This window comes from Microbulbifer maximicatervae (SeqCode) (assembly GCF_052467385.1).
Genome location: NZ_CP174311.1, coordinates 3,367,584 through 3,385,859, shown reverse-complemented (window position 1 = coordinate 3,385,859; position 18,276 = coordinate 3,367,584). Strand labels below are relative to the sequence as shown.

Here is an 18,276-nt window from a genome sequence, read left to right as displayed (position 1 = left end):
CTAGGTTTTACTGCATATATTGCAGCGCTTATATGCTCAGCTGTAAATGACGGCGGGAGTGGCGTTGTGAATTTCAGAGTGACTTACCTACTCGGGTTTTCTATCGGCGTAGTTTGAATAGGTCTGTTTGTAACTTACCTAAATGGTAAAGATGTGCCGATATTATAAGACTTAAATAATTAACTTTAATAATGTGGCCAGTAAAATGTATCTAGGTCTGAGGTGGCTAGGTGTTAGGCTAATTGGTGTTGTGTAAAGCGGGTGCACTGATAATGTTCTGTACACCCGAATTGATCTATGCGGAATTTGTGAGGTAGGAGTTAAAATTATAGTTAGATAGGGCGTTACTCCTCTCGTCTTAACTCCAGGCGTTGAGATTCACGTATACGAAAACGCCGTTTGTTTTCTCGTTCTCCATGGATACGTACTCGCTCACCAGATTGCATACCTTTCTTCTTTGCCTCTTTGGCGTCGATAAAGTAGTAGTCACCGGTAGTTTCGTCTTTTACGGAGAAGCGGTGATCCACTTCTCCTGTTTGAAAGTTCTCGGAGATCTCTTCCTCTAACACGCCAGTTACGGTCTCTTCGGCAATCGCTGAAGAGGAAAGGGCGAGAAGTAGGGCTAAGGGTAGATTTTTCATTGCGGTCTTACTCCCCATTAAATTATTCATCGTAAGTTACAGAAACAGTTGCAGAGTTGGTGCTGTTGTCAGTGGATAGGAATTCAATAGTGATCCCAGCAGATGAGTCAGTAAAGCTGTCCCCGGTAGTTGACAGTGTGGCTACCTGATTGGCGGTAACATTGTTATTACTGGTGCCGCTAAGATAGTGAACTGTTACCGCATTTTCGTGGTGTGGACGGGGGTTGAGGGTGTCGTGCTCGACGTGGTATTCGATGTAATAGTAGTTTTCTCCATTCCTGCTACCAATGCTTTCGGCCTTTAAGAGCTGAGGAAGATCGCCACTAAGCTCACCAGCAGTAAGTTCTATGGCTTGAAACTCAATACTAGTGGTGCTGCCTGCGACCGCCTCAATGGTTTCAGTGTATCCGGGGAATGAGTCATACCAGCCCATATAGTCACGATGACCGCTTCCAAAGAGTCGTGATTGCCAAGCATTTCCCATTAGGGAGCCGTCGCTACCATATTCACTCTCACCGTTATCGTTGGTATCCCCATCATTATTATCGTCATTGCCTGCGTGGCTCAGGCCAATATTGTGCCCAATTTCATGGCCCATAATCAGTTGATCACTATCTGCAATTATCATGCTCCAGCGGCCTCCGACAGAGGCGACTCCCGTGCCAACCAGTCCTGCACTGGCCGCAGCTTCCGGGAAAATGTAGACCCGATGACGCCAATCGTTGAGCTCTACGGGCTGGTTGTTGGGGTCTACGTAATTGCTTTCGATCCAACTGGTTGCCCTATCTCTCCATGTATAGCCGCTATCGTTATATTCACTGCCCGAGCGAGATTCCGCATCTTCGATGCTCAATACACCGCCATTCTGGCTGTCGGCAATGCTGTAGGTAAAGCAGTCTATAGAAGTGCTCTCATCATTGTCTTCACCGTAGCAGTATTGATCTAGTGAAGTGTCATTGCTTAGATGGCGGCTGAACTTTAGTTGTCCCAGGGAGTTTTCATGGTAGGCATTATCAAGAGAATCTGTGTCATTGAAAGCCATATTTGCAATTTGGGTAATGCTTAGATCATCTTCTACGGCGGCATCTGAGAAGTTCATAAAGATAAAGACAATGCTGCTTTCTGTGGCTTCGATGGTTTGAATAGAGAACACCACGGAGAGGGTGCTGCCATCGGTGAGCTGGAAAGAGATAGTGTCCTCCACGGACTCACCATCATTCAAACTCTGGGAACTGGTGTTTAATTGATATTCCCAGTTTCCACTTTCATAGAGAGTAAAATCTCCATAGCTTCCGGCCACACTGCTGGCTTGAAAAGTGGGGCTATTACTATCGGTATCTTCGAGGCTGAGAGTGCCACTGGCATACTCTTGTGTCCCTACGATAAGTGATGCCAGGGGACTACTGGGGTTAAAAGTGTAGCCCCCCGTTTCTTCATCACTGTCGTCGTCCCCGTTATCGGAATCATCAGAACCACTGTTGTCTCCGCCGTCGGTACTTGTTTCGGTTTCAGTAGTCTCATCGTTGGAATTACTACTGCTGGACCCTCCACCACAAGCTGTAAGGAGAACCGATAAGCTGAATGCTGTAAGGAATTTTAGGGTATCAGGCATGACAAACTCGACGTATTTCTTAATCTAATTGAGCAAGGCGATTTGTAATTGATGGACAGCTGCTCAGTGGCCCGGTTCCTGCTGATTATTAGTTAAATGTCTATATTTGGATTCTGGGTCACCTAAGGCAAAATAGCTATCGCTTTTTTGGCAGGTTGTGACGGTGTTGGATCAATTGCTATTAGCGTCTGTAAGTAGTGTGAACCCCGTTTGAGCAATTGATGACAGGGTTCAAAAAGTTAACTAGGTGTAATGAGTAGGATAAAGGAATGAGACCTATATTTGAACGTAGAGTGCACTTAACCCCATTTGCTTTTTTGCACAGGTGGGAGTCTGAAATTGGGGTGTTTTTAGTTGGGGTTGATTAGAGGGAAATATGGATGTTGTCTTTCGTTGAAACAATCAAAGAAGGTGGAAGGAAGGATAGGTTAATTGTTGTTGTGGCCGGTATAGGACTTTTGATCGCCGTGATATATCAACTGGCTACTCGCCTAAACCTTAATACAGCTTATTCTGTCGGAGAGATTATAGACTCACTTCATGGGGTAGAAGTTTATTACAATGGAGGAGTTAATAATGTTGAAGAGCGCAACACCTCGGAAGACGGTTATAATCTTGGCCTAAGGTACCAGTGTGTTGAGTTTGTTAAGCGCTATTATTACGAGCGATTTGGGCATCGAATGCCGGATACATTTGGACATGCTAGAGATTTTTTTGACCTGACAGTCCAGCACGGGAGTGTGAATACCAAAAGAGGATTACTGCAGTTTCACAACCAAGGTAATACCCCTCCGAATATTGGCGATATCGTTGTTTATAGCCCCTCCCTTTTTAACCCTTATGGCCATGTAGCTATCGTTTCTATGGTAGATATAGAGAATGCTACCCTGGAGATTATTCAGCAGAACGCGGGTCCATTTTCTCCCTCCCGAGAGCGTTACCCACTTATTTTCATGCCCTCAGGGCAATGGTATGTAGAGAATAACCGTATTCTCGGATGGTTGCGCAAAGAGTAATCAACTTTTCAGAGGGTTATTTAATGGATAACCCCCTCCATTAATCTCGGTCAAAAGCCATTTATCTGATTCCAGTACCGTTGGTCTTATCCGATGGTATGGGCCTGGAAGGTTGGTAGTGTGCTTCCCACGAATGGAGGCAACTATGAAACTATATTCTCTTTGGGCGCTACCTCTACTGATTGGTAGTGCTACTAGCCAGGCGGATGCCCTTGAATCACAGTGGGAGCTGGCGATGACAGCCGCTTATGATCGCGCTTCTGATAGCTCACTTTTTGAGGCGCAATCAAGTGTGTCTCGGCAAGCTTTACTACAGGGGGCACTACAGTATGAAGCTTGGGAAGGGCAGATCTCTGCATTCCACCAGGCAGAGCGCGGTGGCAGTGAAGACTTAGAGTTGGTAGTTGAGGAGCTTTTCTGGCAGGGGAGCTGGCAGGACTGGGATTGGTTGCTGGGCAAGCGCCGCCTGGACTTTGGTGTTGGTTATGGACATCGCCCCCTGGATTGGTTTTTACCCATTGAGCGGAATCCGGTATCACTTCAAGTGAGCGAAGGAGTTGGGGTAGTGTCTGCCAGTCGTTTCACTGAAAATGGAGAGCTAAGTGTAATGCTGGTGGATGCCGGTATCAGCCAGGCCTCTGGGGGTGACCACCCGAAGGGATTTGCCATGCGCTGGTATCAGCTTGGAGCTAGTGCCGAGTGGCAGTTACTGGGTTACATAGATGATCAGCGAGGTATGAACTTAGGGGGAAGCTGGGTTAATACTTATGGAGAGCAATGGGAGATCCATACAGAATGGCGCTACCAGCAAGAATACTGGCGCTGGCGAGCCCCAGCTTTGACGGCTATGCCAAAACAGGAGCAGATGGATGATGGCTGGCAAGCTCTTATAGGAATGACTTGGGCAAACAGCATTGGGCATTCGGTTATTTTAGAGTACTGGTTTGATAGTCGGGCCTGGGGGAAAAGCGAATGGGAGCAGGTGTTTGATAACAGCCTATGGTACCAAAATCAGGGAGTGCAGTGGGATGGCCTTCGCCAATCCTCAGCAATGGCCTTTTTAAGTGATAATACCCTGAGGCATAATTTACTTTTACATTGGACGCTTACCAATAATGAGTACCATCCAAAAGTAGATTTAATATACACGCCTGAAGATGGTGGCCTTATTTTAACTATCGGGGGTGAGAGGGAGATGGCGGACGATTGGGTACTTGGAACATCCGTAAGATATTTTGCTGGTCCTGATGAGTCTGCTTTTGCGCAGCTTCAAAACCAGGCTGTATTTACCTTGAGTACGACTATTGTTTTTTGAGTGGAGTTAAGGGTGAATCTGTTAAGAGAGTGCTTACGTACATTGATAATTTGTGTGGTGGTGGCGGTGATCACTCAGGCTATCTGGGGGGGGAGCTATGCAGTTCACGGCGTAATTTCTCTGGCGTACGGATTTATAGCGACATCCACGAGGCAGGTAGTCGAGTTTTTCAAGCCCACTTGGCCCTCAAAAGTAAAGTATGCGGTAGTGAGTTTAGCGGCAACTGTACTGGGAACTCTACATGCTTGGTGGTGGGTATCGGGTTTTGGGGAATTTCGGGCACTTGATTTTTTAATTATTGCCATTCTTCTTTCCATTTTTCTCTATCAAGTTCATCTTAACCGGGAGCAATCTCACCAGCTTGAGAGGGAACGTCAGGAAGCTGAATTGTTAAAGCTTGAACAACAAAAGACTCTTGCTCAAAGCCAGCTAAAAGTGCTGCAAAGCCAGATAGAGCCTCATTTTCTTTTCAATACTCTGGCCAATCTAAAAATGCTAATTCGTCACGACCCTCAAAAGGCAGAAGACCTACTGGATAACTTTAGTGATCTCTTGCGAATTAGCTTGAAAAAATCCCGTTCCGATCAGGTATCTTTAAAGGTTGAGCTTAGCAGTTTGAAATGCTATTTAGAGATTCAAAAGATACGCCTGGGGGAAAGGTTAGAGTATGAAGTTGATTTATCAGGGGATGTGAGTTTAGAGACATTTGTTCCCCCGTTACTTGTGCAACCCTTAGTGGAAAATGCAATTTTTCATGGCATTGAGCCTGCAGCCAAAGGTGGACTGGTCCGGTTGCGGGTGAAACAGAAGGAAGGCCAATGGGTTATTGAGGTGGAAGATAATGGTGTGGGACTCACTGCTGGAGCTAATAAACTTAGCTCCAGCAAACACAATGGGATTGCGCTAAGCAATATTAGGGAGCGACTTTCTACCCTTTACCAAGAGCGTGGTAAGCTACTGATTCAAAGTAATAATCAGGGCGGAGTAACTGCCCGTTTGGAGTTTCCATGCGTGCCATAATTGCAGATGATGAGCCTTTATTGCGTCACCATCTCGACCAAATGCTTGCCGATATTTTTCCTGAGCTTGAGGTTATTGGTAAAGCCTGTGATGGTAACGAAGCGTTAGCTCTGTGCCAGCGAGAGGAGCCTGATGTGGTTTTTCTCGATATTCGTATGCCTGGAATGGATGGTTTGGCTGTTGCTGAGGCTCTTGGCAAATTACAAACAAATCCTATTATTGTTTTTATCACGGCCTATGATGAGTATGCTGTAAGTGCTTTTGAGCATGAGGCAGCCGACTATCTGCTAAAACCTATTGATGACAAGCGATTGGAAAAAGCTTGTGATCGTATTCGGCAGCGCCTGAGAGACCGGGAAGAGGGTAACCTAAAGTCAGGACCTGATATTGAGGCGTTACTGAGGCAGCTTTCCTTAAGCAGACCTGAGTACCTTCGTTGGATTAAGGCAAGCAAGGGAGAAGATATTCATCTGATTGCCTGCGATGAGGTTTCGGCATTTGTGGCAGAGGACAAATATACGACGGTTTACTCCGGTCAGGGTGAGCATATTATCAGAACCCCACTAAAGGAGCTGTTAGCCCAGTTGGAACCAGATTTATTTTGGCAGATCCACCGTTCTACAATTGTCTGTGTGAAGCGCATTCAAAAAGTATGCCGTGGAATAACTGGCGGTGTATCTGTGGTGATGGATGACGGGCGTCAATATACAGTGAGTCGCAGGGCTGCTTCGTTGTTTAAAACAATGTAGCGATCAACAACTTATAATTATCTTAACTTAGGGGGGTGATCCCTCTAATTAAATTGATATGTATGTCAGAGATTCATATCTGCTACCTAAGATTTAGTAACTTTACCCCCCCCCTTATTTTTGAAGGCCGGACACTCAGGTTGGTTTGGTATCGATAGATCTTTAATCTAAATGCACAAACTGCCGCTGATCAAAGGAAGGGTGATAAGGCGGGGTTACGATAAGAGAGTATAGCGTTAAAGATGATATTGGCTTTATTGAATTGCTATTAAAGCCGTGCTTGAAACTTAATGTGATTTTAATTGCTAAGACTTTAGGATGGTTGCTTTTTGGGGTTGAATTTGGACGCTTGTTTATATATTTGTATGCTATTGCTATATAGTTTGACTATTAATCTTGTGTGAGCTGAGGGGGTTGTTTTTGTAATTGTCGGTAATTTACTTTAGGAGTTTGATTGGCATAATTGCCCGCGACTTGAGGGGTGGAGTGTTTTTTTAATTGTAGATTAACTATTTTGGTGGATTTGAGTTTGTTCATGCCTGGTGCTTGAGATTCTATCTGGAGGTCTATTTTCTGCTCTTTTGGTTTGTTAAATAGGCTAAGATTTTTCTTTATGGTTTTTCTGTTTTAGACCACTTTCTTAAATGGCTGGGAAGGTATATATGCTGCCTTCTTTCCGAAAGTGCGTAATCTATTTTCCCTCTTGTAATGGCAGGTATGTAGTGGTCTAATCCTTCCGGACACTTCGCTAAGATGGTAAAACTACCAAGCGAGGTGAAGTATGACAACAAAAGGTACACGTCGGCATTTCAAGCCGGAATTTAAGAAAGACGCCGTAGCGCTAGTCTCTGAGCAAGGGTATTCAATTTCTAAAGCAGCAGAGGCTGTAGGAACAACAGCCAATAACCTGCGACGCTGGATAAAGGAACAGAAGCAGGAAGAAGACGGTGTGAGGTTGGATGTAGGCGAGCGCGCAGAATTAGAGCGATTACGACGTGAAAATAAGCAGTTGCGGATGGAGAAAGAAATCCTAAAAAAGGCCAGCGCCTTCTTTGCGAAAGAAATGAAATAAAGTACAGCTTTATTGAAAAACAGCAAGGCAGCTTTCCTGTTAGGGTGCTCTGCCGGGTAATGCAGGTAAGTAAGACTAGTTATTACGATTGGTGTTGCCGTGGTAATAGCTCAATAGATGCTCAAACATGGCAACTATGCCATCGTTTGAAGGCCCTATTTGCAGAATCTAGACAGAGTCTCGGAAGTCGTCGGTTAATGAAGCTGTTACGTAAAGAAGGCTTTGAAGTCGGGCGCTATCGAGTCCGCAAGCTCATGAAAAAGCTAGGCTTGGCAGTAAAGCGCAAGAAGCGATTTACACTGACGACAGACAGTAAACATCACCTGCCTGTCGCAGAGAACCTTCTGAATAGGGAGTTCTCACCGAGTGCTAAAAATCAAGTTTGGACGACTGATATTACATATATTTGGACTTCGCAGGGCTGGCTGTACTTGGCGGTAGTGATTGATCTCTATTCGCGCCGGATTGTTGGTTGGCATCTAGATCGCAAGATGGAAACGGCCCTGGTAACTCGTGCGTTGATGATGGCTGTCAATTTGCGTACGCCCCCAAAAGGTCTCCTGCATCACTCTGATCGTGGCAGTCAGTATGCCAGCCATACCTACCAAATGTTATTGAGTCAGCAGGGGATGGTGTGTTCAATGAGCCGTAAGGGAAATTGTTGGGACAACGCACCGACTGAACGTTTCTTCAGCAGCCTGAAGCGGGAGTGGTTAACGGGAAACCTCTATCCGACAAGGGAGGATGCGGTAGCAGATGTAAGAGCCTATATTGCTTATTACAACTCACGCAGAATACATACAACACTGGGAGATCTAGCCCCTATCGAATTTGAGGAATGTGCTTAAAGAAGTGTCCGGCTGGAGTTGACCACAACAGTATTCTGCTGTGAGTACCTGTGTGTAAATTTTCTCCGATAATTAATGGAATAATTATGTTGGATAGTTATAAGTTGGATTCTTCTTCTGTAGAATGAGTTGAGGATCTAATTGAGGTAAAATCTCCCTACTTTGCACTAGAGGCTTTACATTTTGACGTTGACGGCTGGCTTGTTGCTAAAGTGCCTGTACAATGTCAAAGTACATATGAAAGTAGTTTAATGGATGTCGCGGAGATTGGTCGACACTTGGCAATTTTGGGCTCTTGTTTTGGCGCTTTGGCCAATCCAGTGAGATCCAAGCATTATTACCTGGCGCGCAAAGCTGATTTGAAAACTTATGATAGCTTTGTTTCTGATATGCGCCCTGATCACCTTCTGGCCCGAACCAAAGCCGTATTTACCAATAAGAGAGAGTTGGTTGCTGAGGCTGAATTGTTAGACCCTGCCGGTGAAGTGGCGGCACGGCTTAACGTGAAATATCATGTAATGCGGGAGCGATCTTTCCATAAGATATATAGTGATAGTATCCATGATATCACTCCTGTTATTAGCGATATTAACCCTTACTCCAAAAGTATTGATATTAATGTACATAATATTGATCTAATGTCTCTGACGGCAAGTATCGGTAGAGTTACTCCAGAAATGTGCATGGGGTATTTTGATAAGGTGAAAGCGTTGCCCGTTGCTATTGCCTCGCAGAGCCTTATTAAGTCATGTTGTATATTTTTGAGGCGGTTGACAGGTGAAGATAGTGCTCGTTTTATAGTTACTTCTGCGGATTTATGTGCGGACAACTTAGCGCTGGCAGGACAAGATGTAGATATAAAAGTAGAACTCTTAGATGTTGAAAACGATGTTTTTATTGTTCGTACTATAGCTACAAATAATTTGGGACAGTCTGTCGGTGAAATGACCACCCATATTGCAATGGTGGATTAGTCTTTGTAAATTTCATTTGATATTTTATACAGATCAAAGGAACTGCTCTTTTGGTCTGTATCCTCTCTATGTGCATCGCGCACTCTTATTAGTATCAATTTAGATACCAAGTCTTCAATGTTTTGGCGATTATGCAGTCTTTACTAATTGGTACTCTCTCCTGAGTTTAGACACTTTAACGATAGCATCTCTTCGCGTGCAGTAATTTTCCACCTATCCACCCTCTAGGGAGCCTCTGAATAACTCCGTAATGCCTCTGCGGGTCTTGAAGGCTGCAGATGTTAGGCGCAGCTCGCCGTGAATGGCCGTAGCCCTTTGCAAGAGCTGCAACGCAGCAGCTGTGGCCTTCAAGGCCCGCCCTTCGGGGCGTGCAGAGCGATTCACACTCCGCGTTGCGACTTCTTGAAAGGTCTAGACATTCCTGCGAAGCCGCGCCTTGATTGTGAACCGCTCTGCATGCCAGAGGTATCGCGGAGTTATTCAGAGGCTCCCTAGAGCCATTCAGCATAAGTTTCTGCCTCTTATCCTCCCCAGAGACAGTTCATCGCACTGTCCTGAATGATACTTGGATGCTAGGTAATCTATTAGAAATTCAGAAGCAAGGAGAAGTGTAATGAAAAGGTTACTTGTAATAATGGCTTTAAATCTTGGGGTGAGCGTTTCATCTCTTGCTGCCCAGGACGCACAAATTGAAGATTTGTACCAAAAAGCGGCAGCACAGGGTGGGGCGGCGATAGAGGAGTCCTATGAGGCTTTTAAGGCGTTACAGAAAGATAATCCTTCTGATCCTATTGCACTTTTTTACCTGGGAGCCAGTGAGACTCTAATGGCAAAAGAAAGCTGGTTGCCCTGGAGAAAGGTCAGTTATGCAGAGAATGGAATTGCCCGTATGGATAAGGCGCTCACCATAATTGAAGAAATGGATAACCCTGGTCGTTCCTCTCAGGGGATGCCTCAAGACTTGTTGCTCAAAGGAATTGCTGCAACAACTTTTACTAAGGTGCCAAAGTTCTTTAATTCTTTTGAACGTGGGTTTGAACTTTATTATGAGTTGATGGGCGATCCACGCATAGGATATATGCCGCCAGACGCTACTCGCTGGATTTACTGTGGCGCATTGCAGGCTGCAGAGCTTGAGGGTGACAAGGCGTTAGTGAATTTATGGGGAGCAAAGGCTGAGAGTCATGGCATATCAAATCCATGTGGTGATGTTAAAAACTCTGACTAATAGTGCGAACAGGTAGTAAATCTATGTTACAGCTCACTCATATTGAAAAGACTTACACTTCCGGTGAGGTTCAACTTAGGGCCCTAAAAGATGTGAATCTGGATATTCGAGCAGGCACTATGGTAGCTCTGTGCGGACCATCGGGGTCTGGTAAAAGTACCTTGTTAAATATTTGCGGGCTACTGGATCATGATTACAGCGGAGAAGTCTGCTTTGCCGGCGAGGTGCTGAGAAAAAGCCATCGGCAGTCAATGAAGATCCGTCGTACCCAGCTGGGTTTTGTATTCCAAAAGTTTAATTTGGTTCCGGTAATGACAGCCTTTGAGAATGTAGCCTTTCCACTTCTTTTGAATGGAATGAAAGAAGGTGAAGTAAGGCGGCGTGTAATGGGCATGTTGGATCATGTCGGGCTGTCCCAGTTTTCCAACTACAGGCCAGATCGACTTTCAGGTGGACAACAGCAGAGAGTAGCAATCGCTCGAGCACTGGTGCATCAGCCCAAACTGGTAATTGCTGATGAACCTACGGCCAGCTTGGATAGTGTTACCGCACAACAAATTATTGAGTTAATGAAAAATTTGGGAGTGGAGCAAAAAACAGCTTTTATTGTTGCCAGTCATGATGATCGAATGACTCGTCATTGCGATAGAGTTGTTGAGTTGAAAGATGGTGTAATTCTGCAGGAGAGTGCTTTATGCGTCGCTTAAAAGTCGCGGTTTTAAATTTATTGCGCAATCGTCGCAGAAGCTTTCTTGCTGTTGCCATTATCTCCATTGTGGTAACGGCCTTGATGACCTCCGGAGGTTTTGGCCTATTTACATATCAATCCCTTAAAGAGAGCGCGGCGCGCAGTGAGGGGCATTTGGTGCTAACACAGCCGGGATATTTCTCTTCTGATGAGGACTTTCCTCTTCAGCTTGGTTTAGATAATGCCAATAAATTACGTGGGGACTTGTTGGTTGAGGAAAATGTGAAGGCCGTGCAGCCTAGAGTTTATCTGCAAGGGTTAATTTCCAATGGTGATAAGTCTTCTATTTTTTTAGGTCAGGGGATATTGCCAAGTGAATTTCGGGTGAAGGGGCCTTTTCTAAATGTCACTGAGGGCAGTATTTTATCAAACCGTGAAGATATCAGTGATCCTGAGATTATGCTGGGTAAAGATCTCGCAAGAAATCTTAATGTAAGGCCTGGGGATTATATTACTTTAATGTCCTCTACAGTTCATGGGGCTCTCAATGCAATGGATTTTAAGGTTAGGGGAGTTTTCGGGACTGGTGTTCCAGATATGGATAAGCGTCAAGTATATATTTCTGTTCAGGCTGCGCAGTTCCTTTTAGATAGTGACAGGGTCTCAACCATGGCAATCTATGGCTACAGCCTTGATAAGACATCGAGCTTGCAGGAAAGACTGCGTGAGTTAGTTCCAGAGTTGGAAATTACAACTTGGGAGGATCGTGCCTTTTTCTATCAGGGAGTGAAGAGTCTTTATGATCGAATTTTTGGGTTGATGGGCATCATTATGGCACTGGTTATCTTTGTCTCGCTTTTCAATACGCTGGCAATGTCGGTAACAGAGAGAACACGGGAAATAGGTACCTTGTCCGCACTGGGTGCATCCAAAGTGGAATTGATAACTGGGTTTATATTGGAGGCTTTAGTACTTGCTGTAGTGGGTTCTTTAGCAGGTGTTATTTTGGCTGGTCTGATAAGCGCTGGGTTGATGATGTTTGACATTACTATGCCGCCACCTCCGGGAAAAACAACGGGGTATCCTTTGACTGTTTATTTCTCTATTAACTTGGCTTGGATGATTTCGGTTGCAATAGCTGCGATATGTGTTTTTTCATCCTTCCTTGCGGCGCGGAAAGGTGTCAATAAACCGATTACTGAGGCATTGGTCCATGTATAAATTAAGATTAGGCAGAGTTAGCTTGGCGATTGGTTTTTTGCTGATGTTCTCTCCCTTTGTTTTAGCTGGGGCTGAGGAGAAGGAAAGTCATTTTTCCGCTGTACAGGTAGAAAGCATGTTGGCCAAAGCCGATTCCTATCGTCTTGGAGAGTCATCTTCAAAAGTTGTCACCAACATCCAGGTTTTTAAACAGGGAGAGTTAGAAAGCGAAGATCGCTACCATGTTTATACTCGCCCTGAGAGAAAATCATTGGTGGTATTTAAAGGTGTTGGTGAAGAGGGGCAAAAAATGCTGATGCTGCAGGATAACTACTGGCTATTGATGCCCCGCAGCCGCCGCCCTATCCGCATTACACCGATGCAAAGATTGCTGGGGGAGGCTTCAATTGGTGATATCGCCACTTTGACCTGGAGCCAGGACTATCGGGGGCAATTCGAGGCAAGTGAAATTCTAAAGGATAAATTGACCCACAAACTTCAGCTGGAGGCAAAAACCAAAGGAGCCAGCTATCAAAAGATAAAATTGTGGCTTGATAGTGAGAGTTTCTTCCCAATCCAAGCGGAGCTTTACTTGAAATCTGGAAAGTTGGCTAAGGTTGCGCATTTTGTATCGGGGATAAAGGATGAAGAGCTATTTGTACAGGAGATGGTTTTGGTTGATAGCATCAAAGCTACCACTGAAACCAGAGTTCACTACGAAAGTAGCACTGCGCATCAGTTAGCGGAAAAATTTTACAATCCGGCTTACCTGAGTCGGCAGTCAAAAATGGATCTGTGAGAGTGGATCTGAGCGGGTAACTGCCTCTGCCAGTATCAATTCCGATACTGGCAGAGGTGCGGAAAATTAGGCTGCCTCAATTGATGCTATTTGAATTTTCCGCTCTTCGGAAAAAGCTCTATCAAGCTCTTCTGCCTCCCTGAGACGTTTTATTTTATCAAAGAACAATTGGGCTTCAGGAAAAGCCAATTTCAAGTAAGCGAGCCATTGTTTAATACGATTGCCCAGATACTTGGAAGGGTAAACTTCTCGGGTGGTTTGATAGTAACCCCAAAGAATTTCAATAATCTCTTGCCAGCCCATTGCTGTATAGCTCTCACCTGAGCAGTAGGCTTTTATCTGCTTGCCCAAATCTGGCCTGGCTAGCAGGCTGCGACCAAACATAAATGCTTCGCATCCGGTTACTTCACGGCAGCGTTGAAATTCCTCAAGTGTCCAAATATCCCCGTTGGCAATGACTGGGATTTCCAGTTTTTGGCGAATTTCACCGATGTATTCCCAGTAGGCTGGGGGTTTATAGCCATCGACTTTGGAGCGAGCGTGTACTGCCAGTTCATTTGCGCCGCCAGCTGCTGCGGCCTGGGCGTTATCCATATAGCTAGAGCGATCATTAAAGCCCAGTCGGATTTTTGCGGTGACAGGGATGTTTTCAGGGACAGCGCGGCGAACCGCTCCTACAATAGCTTCCACTCTGTGAGGGCTTTGTAATAGGCAGGCGCCACCGTCGCTGTTATTCACTGATTTTGCAGGGCAGCCGAAATTGAGATCAATTGCTGTAGCACCGAACTCAACTGCTTTTACTGCATTAATTGCCATTGCATTGGGGTTGCCGCCTAACAGCTGTAACCGTACTGGAATCCCGCTTGGGGTCTTTGCACCTTTGTCGACCTCTGGGCACAAGCGGGTGAATACTCTGCGAGGCAAGCGAGTATTAGTGACACGAACAAACTCTGTAACACAGATATCGACTCCTCCAATGGCGGAGAGCAGGGCACGCACGTGATGGTCGATTACCCCCTCCATTGGTGCCTGGTAAATCGTAGGTTCTGGGGTAGGTGTCTTGTCGGTCATAAGTCAGTTGAGAGGTAAATCATAAATCTAAAGGCGCATATTCTATCAGCAAGTTATTGTAATGGCGCAAAATCGATCATTCTTCAGTATATAAAAGTAGGAGAAATAAACTCAGCCTATTGATGTTTTGCACCAAAATTGGGCGTGGTAATTTAGACCCCTCCGTTGCCTCTGAAACCAATAAGTGTTTGATTTTAAAAGCAACTTGTATTGATAATAGAAAAATATCAGCATTTTGGAACTAATGAATTTTTTCCTGTGTGCCCGCTCTTTTTGGGGGAGGATCAGGTGCAGCGGCGGTTGAAATTACCGGTCTAGGGAATAAGATTCCGATGTGCAGAAATTTGGGACGGCTGGGCTAAGTGAGATTTTCCCGGGCAAGTTTATTGGTTGTACGACATAAATTTGTTTAATTGTGAGCGAAGATTTTACATATGCACAAAATATCAATTGGGGTGTTTCAGCTGTCCTGAATAAATAGGTACGTAAATTCATAGTGTTACGGGGACAGATGAAACCGTCCGGAATGGCTGGTTTTATTGCCTGGTGCCAGGGGGAATAAACAGTGCAAGAAACACTTTTGCAACAGGGGCTAGATATCACCCTGTTTGGTATGGGAATTGTTTTTACTTTTCTGCTATTGCTGGTGATCGGTACCGGTATTATGTCGAGAATCATCTCCCGCTATTTTCCCGAAGCGGAGCCCGTATCCCACACGCCTTCCCCAACCGCAGGGAATGATAAGGTCCATTTACATGCGGTGATTAAAGCGGCGATCGAACAGCATCGCAAAAGACGCTAACCACCAATCGCTTTCAAACAATTTCCAATAATTTCTGCCGAGAGAGATAACCCATGACTGAGGTTAAAAAGCCATTGGGGATTACCGATGTAGTCCTGCGCGATGCCCACCAGTCACTGTTCGCTACCCGACTGCGACTGGACGATATGCTGCCGATTGCTGAGAAGCTCGATAAAGTTGGCTTCTGGTCTCTGGAGTCCTGGGGGGGGGCCACTTTCGACTCCTGCATTCGCTATCTCGGCGAAGATCCCTGGGAGCGTATTCGTGAATTGAAGAAAGCTATGCCGAATACGCCTCAACAGATGCTGTTCAGGGGACAGAATATTCTCGGCTACCGCCACTATGCGGATGACGTGGTTGAGAAGTTTGTAGAGCGCGCTGCAGTCAATGGGGTAGACGTGTTCCGCGTGTTCGACGCGATGAACGATATGCGCAACCTGAAAACAGCACTGGCTGCGGTGAAGAAACAAGAGAAGCACGCTCAGGGCACCATCTCCTATACCGTGAGCCCAGTACACACCATGGACTTATGGGTGGATCTGGGGCGCCAGATCGAGGATATGGGAGCGGATTCCATCGCGATCAAGGACATGGCCGGTCTGCTGCGCCCCTATGAGGGCTACGAGCTGGTGAAACGTTTGAAGGCCGCCGTGGACATCCCCATCCATATGCAGTGCCACGCTACTACCGGTTTATCTACGGCTACCGCTCTCAAGTGTATCGAGGCGGGTATCGACAACGTGGACACCGCGATCAGCTCTATGTCCATGACCTATGGTCACAGCCCAACCGAAGCGTTGGTGGCCATTTTGGAAGGCACTGAGCGAGACACCGGGCTGGATATTAACCTGCTGGAAGAAATTGCGGCCTACTTCCGTAACGTCCGCAAGAAGTACGCGAAGTTTGAGGGTTCCTTGAAAGGCGTGGATTCCCGCATCCTGGTGGCTCAGGTTCCCGGTGGCATGCTCACCAATATGGAAAACCAGCTGCGCGAACAGGGCGCCGGGGATCGCCTGGATGATGTACTCGAGGAAATCCCTCGGGTGCGTGAAGACCTGGGCTGTATCCCGCTGGTTACCCCCACATCCCAGATTGTGGGTACCCAGGCGGTGCTCAATGTCCTGACTGGAGAGCGTTACAAGTCGATCTCTAAAGAGACTGCCGCCGTCTTGAAAGGCGAATACGGTGCGACACCAGCTGAAGTTAACCAGGAGCTGCAGGTCCGGATACTGGATGGGGCGAATCCGGTTACCTGCCGCCCGGCAGACCTGTTGGCACCAGAGTTGGACAAGTTAACCCTGGAGCTTCAAGAGAAAGCGGGTGAACAAGATGTGGCCCTGACCGGTGGTGAGGGGGAGATCGACGATGTGCTTACCTATGCACTCTTCCCGCAGATTGGTCTGAAGTTCCTGAAGAACCGTGGCAATCCAGAAGCTTTCGAGCCAGTACCTACCGGTAATGAAGGCGCTGCAGTCAAGAACGACAAAGGTGAAGAAGTTTATACGGTAACTGTGGAGGGGCAGAGCTACACCGTCACTGTGGCCGATGGTGGCGACTTAACCAATATTGCCCCTGTGTCCGGTGGTGCTCCCGCACCTGTAGCTAGTGCACCTTCCGTGCCTGCTACCGGAGGTGAGCCGGTTAATGCGCCTCTCGCTGGAAATATCTTCAAAGTAATGGTGAAGCCTGGGGATCAGGTGAGCGAAGGCCAGGCGGTGTTAGTACTGGAAGCGATGAAGATGGAAACTGTGGTGAGTGCCCCTCGTGCCGGTAACGTCGCCAGTGTGGCAGTAAAAGAAGGCGATTCAGTGGCGGTGGGTGATGCCCTGCTGTCTATTGCATAGCCAAAGGTAGGAGTCACACGTGGATAATCTGATTACTCTTTGGCATTCCTCCGGCGTCGCGCAGATGGCATCGGGCCAGTTCATTATGATTTTGGTGGGCCTGGGCCTGCTGTTTTTGGCCATTCGCAAAAACTTTGAGCCCCTGCTTTTGGTGCCTATCGGTTTCGGCGGAATCCTGGCAAATATTCCCGGTGCTGATTTGGCACTCTCAGCCGCAGAGACAGCCCTTACCCAGGGAGATGGAGCTGTTTTGGCGCAAATGGCCCAGATCCTGGGCCTTGATAGTACTTCAGCTTTACCCGCGCTAAAGGAAGCTCTGGCCAGTGCGCCGGCAGCCGTGCAGGTGCAAGCAGCTGAGTTTGCCCGAGATGCCGGTTTCAACAACGGTATGCTGTATAACTTCTATTCCGTAGCTATTGCTTCCGGCATTGCGCCGTTGGTAATTTTTATGGGCGTAGGGGCTATGACTGACTTTGGTCCGCTACTCGCCAATCCGCGCACCTTGTTCCTCGGTGCAGCGGCCCAGTTTGGGATCTTTGCCACGGTGCTCGGTGCTGTGGGTCTCTCGGTAGCGGGGATTATGGACTTCTCAATCGCCGATGCCGCTGCGATCGGTATTATCGGTGGAGCAGATGGCCCTACAGCTATCTATGTTTCCAGCCTATTGGCCCCGGACCTGTTGGGGGCTATTGCTGTAGCGGCTTATTCGTATATGGCGCTAGTGCCTATGATTCAGCCGCCGATTATGCGAGCCCTGACCACTGAGCAGGAACGCAAAATTGAAATGGTGCAATTGCGCCATGTGAGCAAGCGGGAAAAAATTGCCTTCCCGATGTTGCTGCTGATTTTGGTGGCCCTGTTCCTGCCGGCTGCTGCACCGCTGTTGGGTATGTTCTGCTTTGGTAACCTGATGCGTGAGTGCGGAGTCGTTTCCCGTTTGTCGGACACCGCTCAGAACGCGCTGATCAATATCACCACTATTTTCCTGGGACTTTCCGTTGGTTCGAAATTGGCGGCAGACAAATTCCTCGATCCTAAAACCCTGGGTATTTTGGCTTTGGGTATTGTGGCGTTTGCGATCGGCACTGCGGCTGGCGTGTTGATGGCCAAGTTGATCAATGTATTCAGCAAGCACAAGATTAACCCATTGATTGGTTCTGCCGGTGTTTCTGCCGTACCTATGGCCGCGCGGGTATCCAACAAAGTGGGGCTTGAATCCAATCCTCACAACTTCCTGTTGATGCACGCAATGGGCCCCAACGTAGCCGGTGTTATCGGTTCTGCGGTGGCTGCGGGTGTGATGATCAGTATGGTGCGGAGCCTTACTGGCGGGTAACCAAAATCCATGGCTTTGGAAGAGAGGGCGAACAGTGTTCGCCCTTTTTTGTTGACCTAAA

Annotated in this window: 16 protein-coding genes; 13 read left to right on the top strand and 3 right to left on the bottom strand. The window is 46.8% G+C overall.

Features of this window, described 5'->3' with window-relative positions; translation table 11 throughout:
* Positions 1–344 precede the first annotated feature (344 nt).
* Both ACJJIR_RS14480 and ACJJIR_RS14475 read right to left on the bottom strand, forming a co-directional pair.
* Entirely contained in the window at positions 345–641 is a 297-nt protein-coding gene (locus ACJJIR_RS14480) for a hypothetical protein (protein WP_444905875.1), read from the bottom strand.
* A gap of 22 nt (positions 642–663) precedes the next feature.
* Entirely contained in the window at positions 664–2,253 is a 1,590-nt protein-coding gene (locus ACJJIR_RS14475; RefSeq protein WP_444905874.1) for a VCBS domain-containing protein, read from the bottom strand.
* Positions 2,254–2,633: 380 nt separating this feature from the next.
* On the opposite strand from ACJJIR_RS14475, the gene ACJJIR_RS14470 reads away from it, so the two are divergent.
* From ACJJIR_RS14470 to ACJJIR_RS14425, 10 genes are all read left to right on the top strand, one after another.
* Positions 2,634–3,269: a CHAP domain-containing protein gene (locus ACJJIR_RS14470; RefSeq protein WP_444905873.1), complete on the top strand. Its 636-nt coding sequence runs from the start codon at positions 2,634–2,636 to the stop codon at positions 3,267–3,269.
* Between the two features lie 145 nt (positions 3,270–3,414).
* A complete protein-coding gene (locus ACJJIR_RS14465) occupies positions 3,415–4,584 on the top strand; it encodes a hypothetical protein (protein WP_444905872.1) in 1,170 nt (389 codons plus the stop codon).
* 12 nt (positions 4,585–4,596) lie between these two features.
* Entirely contained in the window at positions 4,597–5,604 is a 1,008-nt protein-coding gene (locus ACJJIR_RS14460) for a sensor histidine kinase (protein ID WP_444905871.1), read from the top strand.
* Complete coding sequence (locus ACJJIR_RS14455; protein ID WP_444905870.1) at positions 5,592–6,353, top strand: LytR/AlgR family response regulator transcription factor; 762 nt, start codon at positions 5,592–5,594, stop codon at positions 6,351–6,353. Before ACJJIR_RS14460 ends, ACJJIR_RS14455 begins: the two co-directional genes overlap by 13 nt.
* 781 nt (positions 6,354–7,134) lie before the next feature.
* Positions 7,135–8,273, top strand: a protein-coding gene (locus ACJJIR_RS14450; RefSeq protein WP_444905442.1) for an IS3 family transposase whose coding sequence is annotated in 2 segments (ribosomal slippage) — positions 7,135–7,384 and positions 7,384–8,273 — 1,140 coding nt in all. Because the reading frame shifts where the segments join, the coding sequence is not laid out codon by codon here.
* Positions 8,274–8,551: 278 nt separating this feature from the next.
* The gene (locus tag ACJJIR_RS14445) at positions 8,552–9,247 is read left to right on the top strand and encodes a hypothetical protein (RefSeq protein WP_444905869.1); all 696 of its coding nucleotides are present in this window, start codon (positions 8,552–8,554) and stop codon (positions 9,245–9,247) included.
* A 613-nt stretch (positions 9,248–9,860) separates the two neighbouring features.
* Positions 9,861–10,475: a hypothetical protein gene (locus tag ACJJIR_RS14440; RefSeq protein WP_444905868.1), complete on the top strand. Its 615-nt coding sequence runs from the start codon at positions 9,861–9,863 to the stop codon at positions 10,473–10,475.
* A gap of 23 nt (positions 10,476–10,498) precedes the next feature.
* Positions 10,499–11,182 (top strand): ABC transporter ATP-binding protein, encoded by a 684-nt coding sequence (locus tag ACJJIR_RS14435; RefSeq protein WP_444896590.1) that lies wholly within the window; start codon positions 10,499–10,501, stop codon positions 11,180–11,182.
* Positions 11,170–12,384, top strand: a complete 1,215-nt coding sequence (locus ACJJIR_RS14430) for an ABC transporter permease (RefSeq protein ID WP_444896591.1) — start codon at positions 11,170–11,172, stop codon at positions 12,382–12,384. Before ACJJIR_RS14435 ends, ACJJIR_RS14430 begins: the two co-directional genes overlap by 13 nt.
* Positions 12,377–13,162 (top strand): outer membrane lipoprotein-sorting protein, encoded by a 786-nt coding sequence (locus tag ACJJIR_RS14425; protein WP_444896592.1) that lies wholly within the window; start codon positions 12,377–12,379, stop codon positions 13,160–13,162. The genes ACJJIR_RS14430 and ACJJIR_RS14425 overlap by 8 nt, the downstream gene beginning before the upstream one ends.
* A 66-nt stretch (positions 13,163–13,228) precedes the next feature.
* On the opposite strand, the gene ACJJIR_RS14420 is transcribed toward ACJJIR_RS14425, so the two are convergent.
* Positions 13,229–14,233, bottom strand: coding sequence for a tRNA dihydrouridine synthase (locus tag ACJJIR_RS14420; protein ID WP_444896593.1), 1,005 nt, complete (start codon positions 14,231–14,233; stop codon positions 13,229–13,231).
* Positions 14,234–14,798: 565 nt separating this feature from the next.
* Here ACJJIR_RS14420 and ACJJIR_RS14415 point away from each other — a divergent pair.
* The 3 genes from ACJJIR_RS14415 to ACJJIR_RS14405 are packed head-to-tail and all read left to right on the top strand — an operon-like array spanning position 14,799 to position 18,215.
* On the top strand, positions 14,799–15,035 hold the full coding sequence (locus tag ACJJIR_RS14415) for an OadG family protein (protein ID WP_444905867.1): 237 nt from the start codon (positions 14,799–14,801) through the stop codon (positions 15,033–15,035).
* A 53-nt stretch (positions 15,036–15,088) separates the two neighbouring features.
* Positions 15,089–16,879, top strand: coding sequence for a sodium-extruding oxaloacetate decarboxylase subunit alpha (oadA, locus tag ACJJIR_RS14410; protein ID WP_444905866.1), 1,791 nt, complete (start codon positions 15,089–15,091; stop codon positions 16,877–16,879).
* Positions 16,880–16,898: 19 nt separating this feature from the next.
* Complete coding sequence (locus tag ACJJIR_RS14405) at positions 16,899–18,215, top strand: sodium ion-translocating decarboxylase subunit beta (protein WP_282933579.1); 1,317 nt, start codon at positions 16,899–16,901, stop codon at positions 18,213–18,215.
* Positions 18,216–18,276 lie beyond the last annotated feature (61 nt).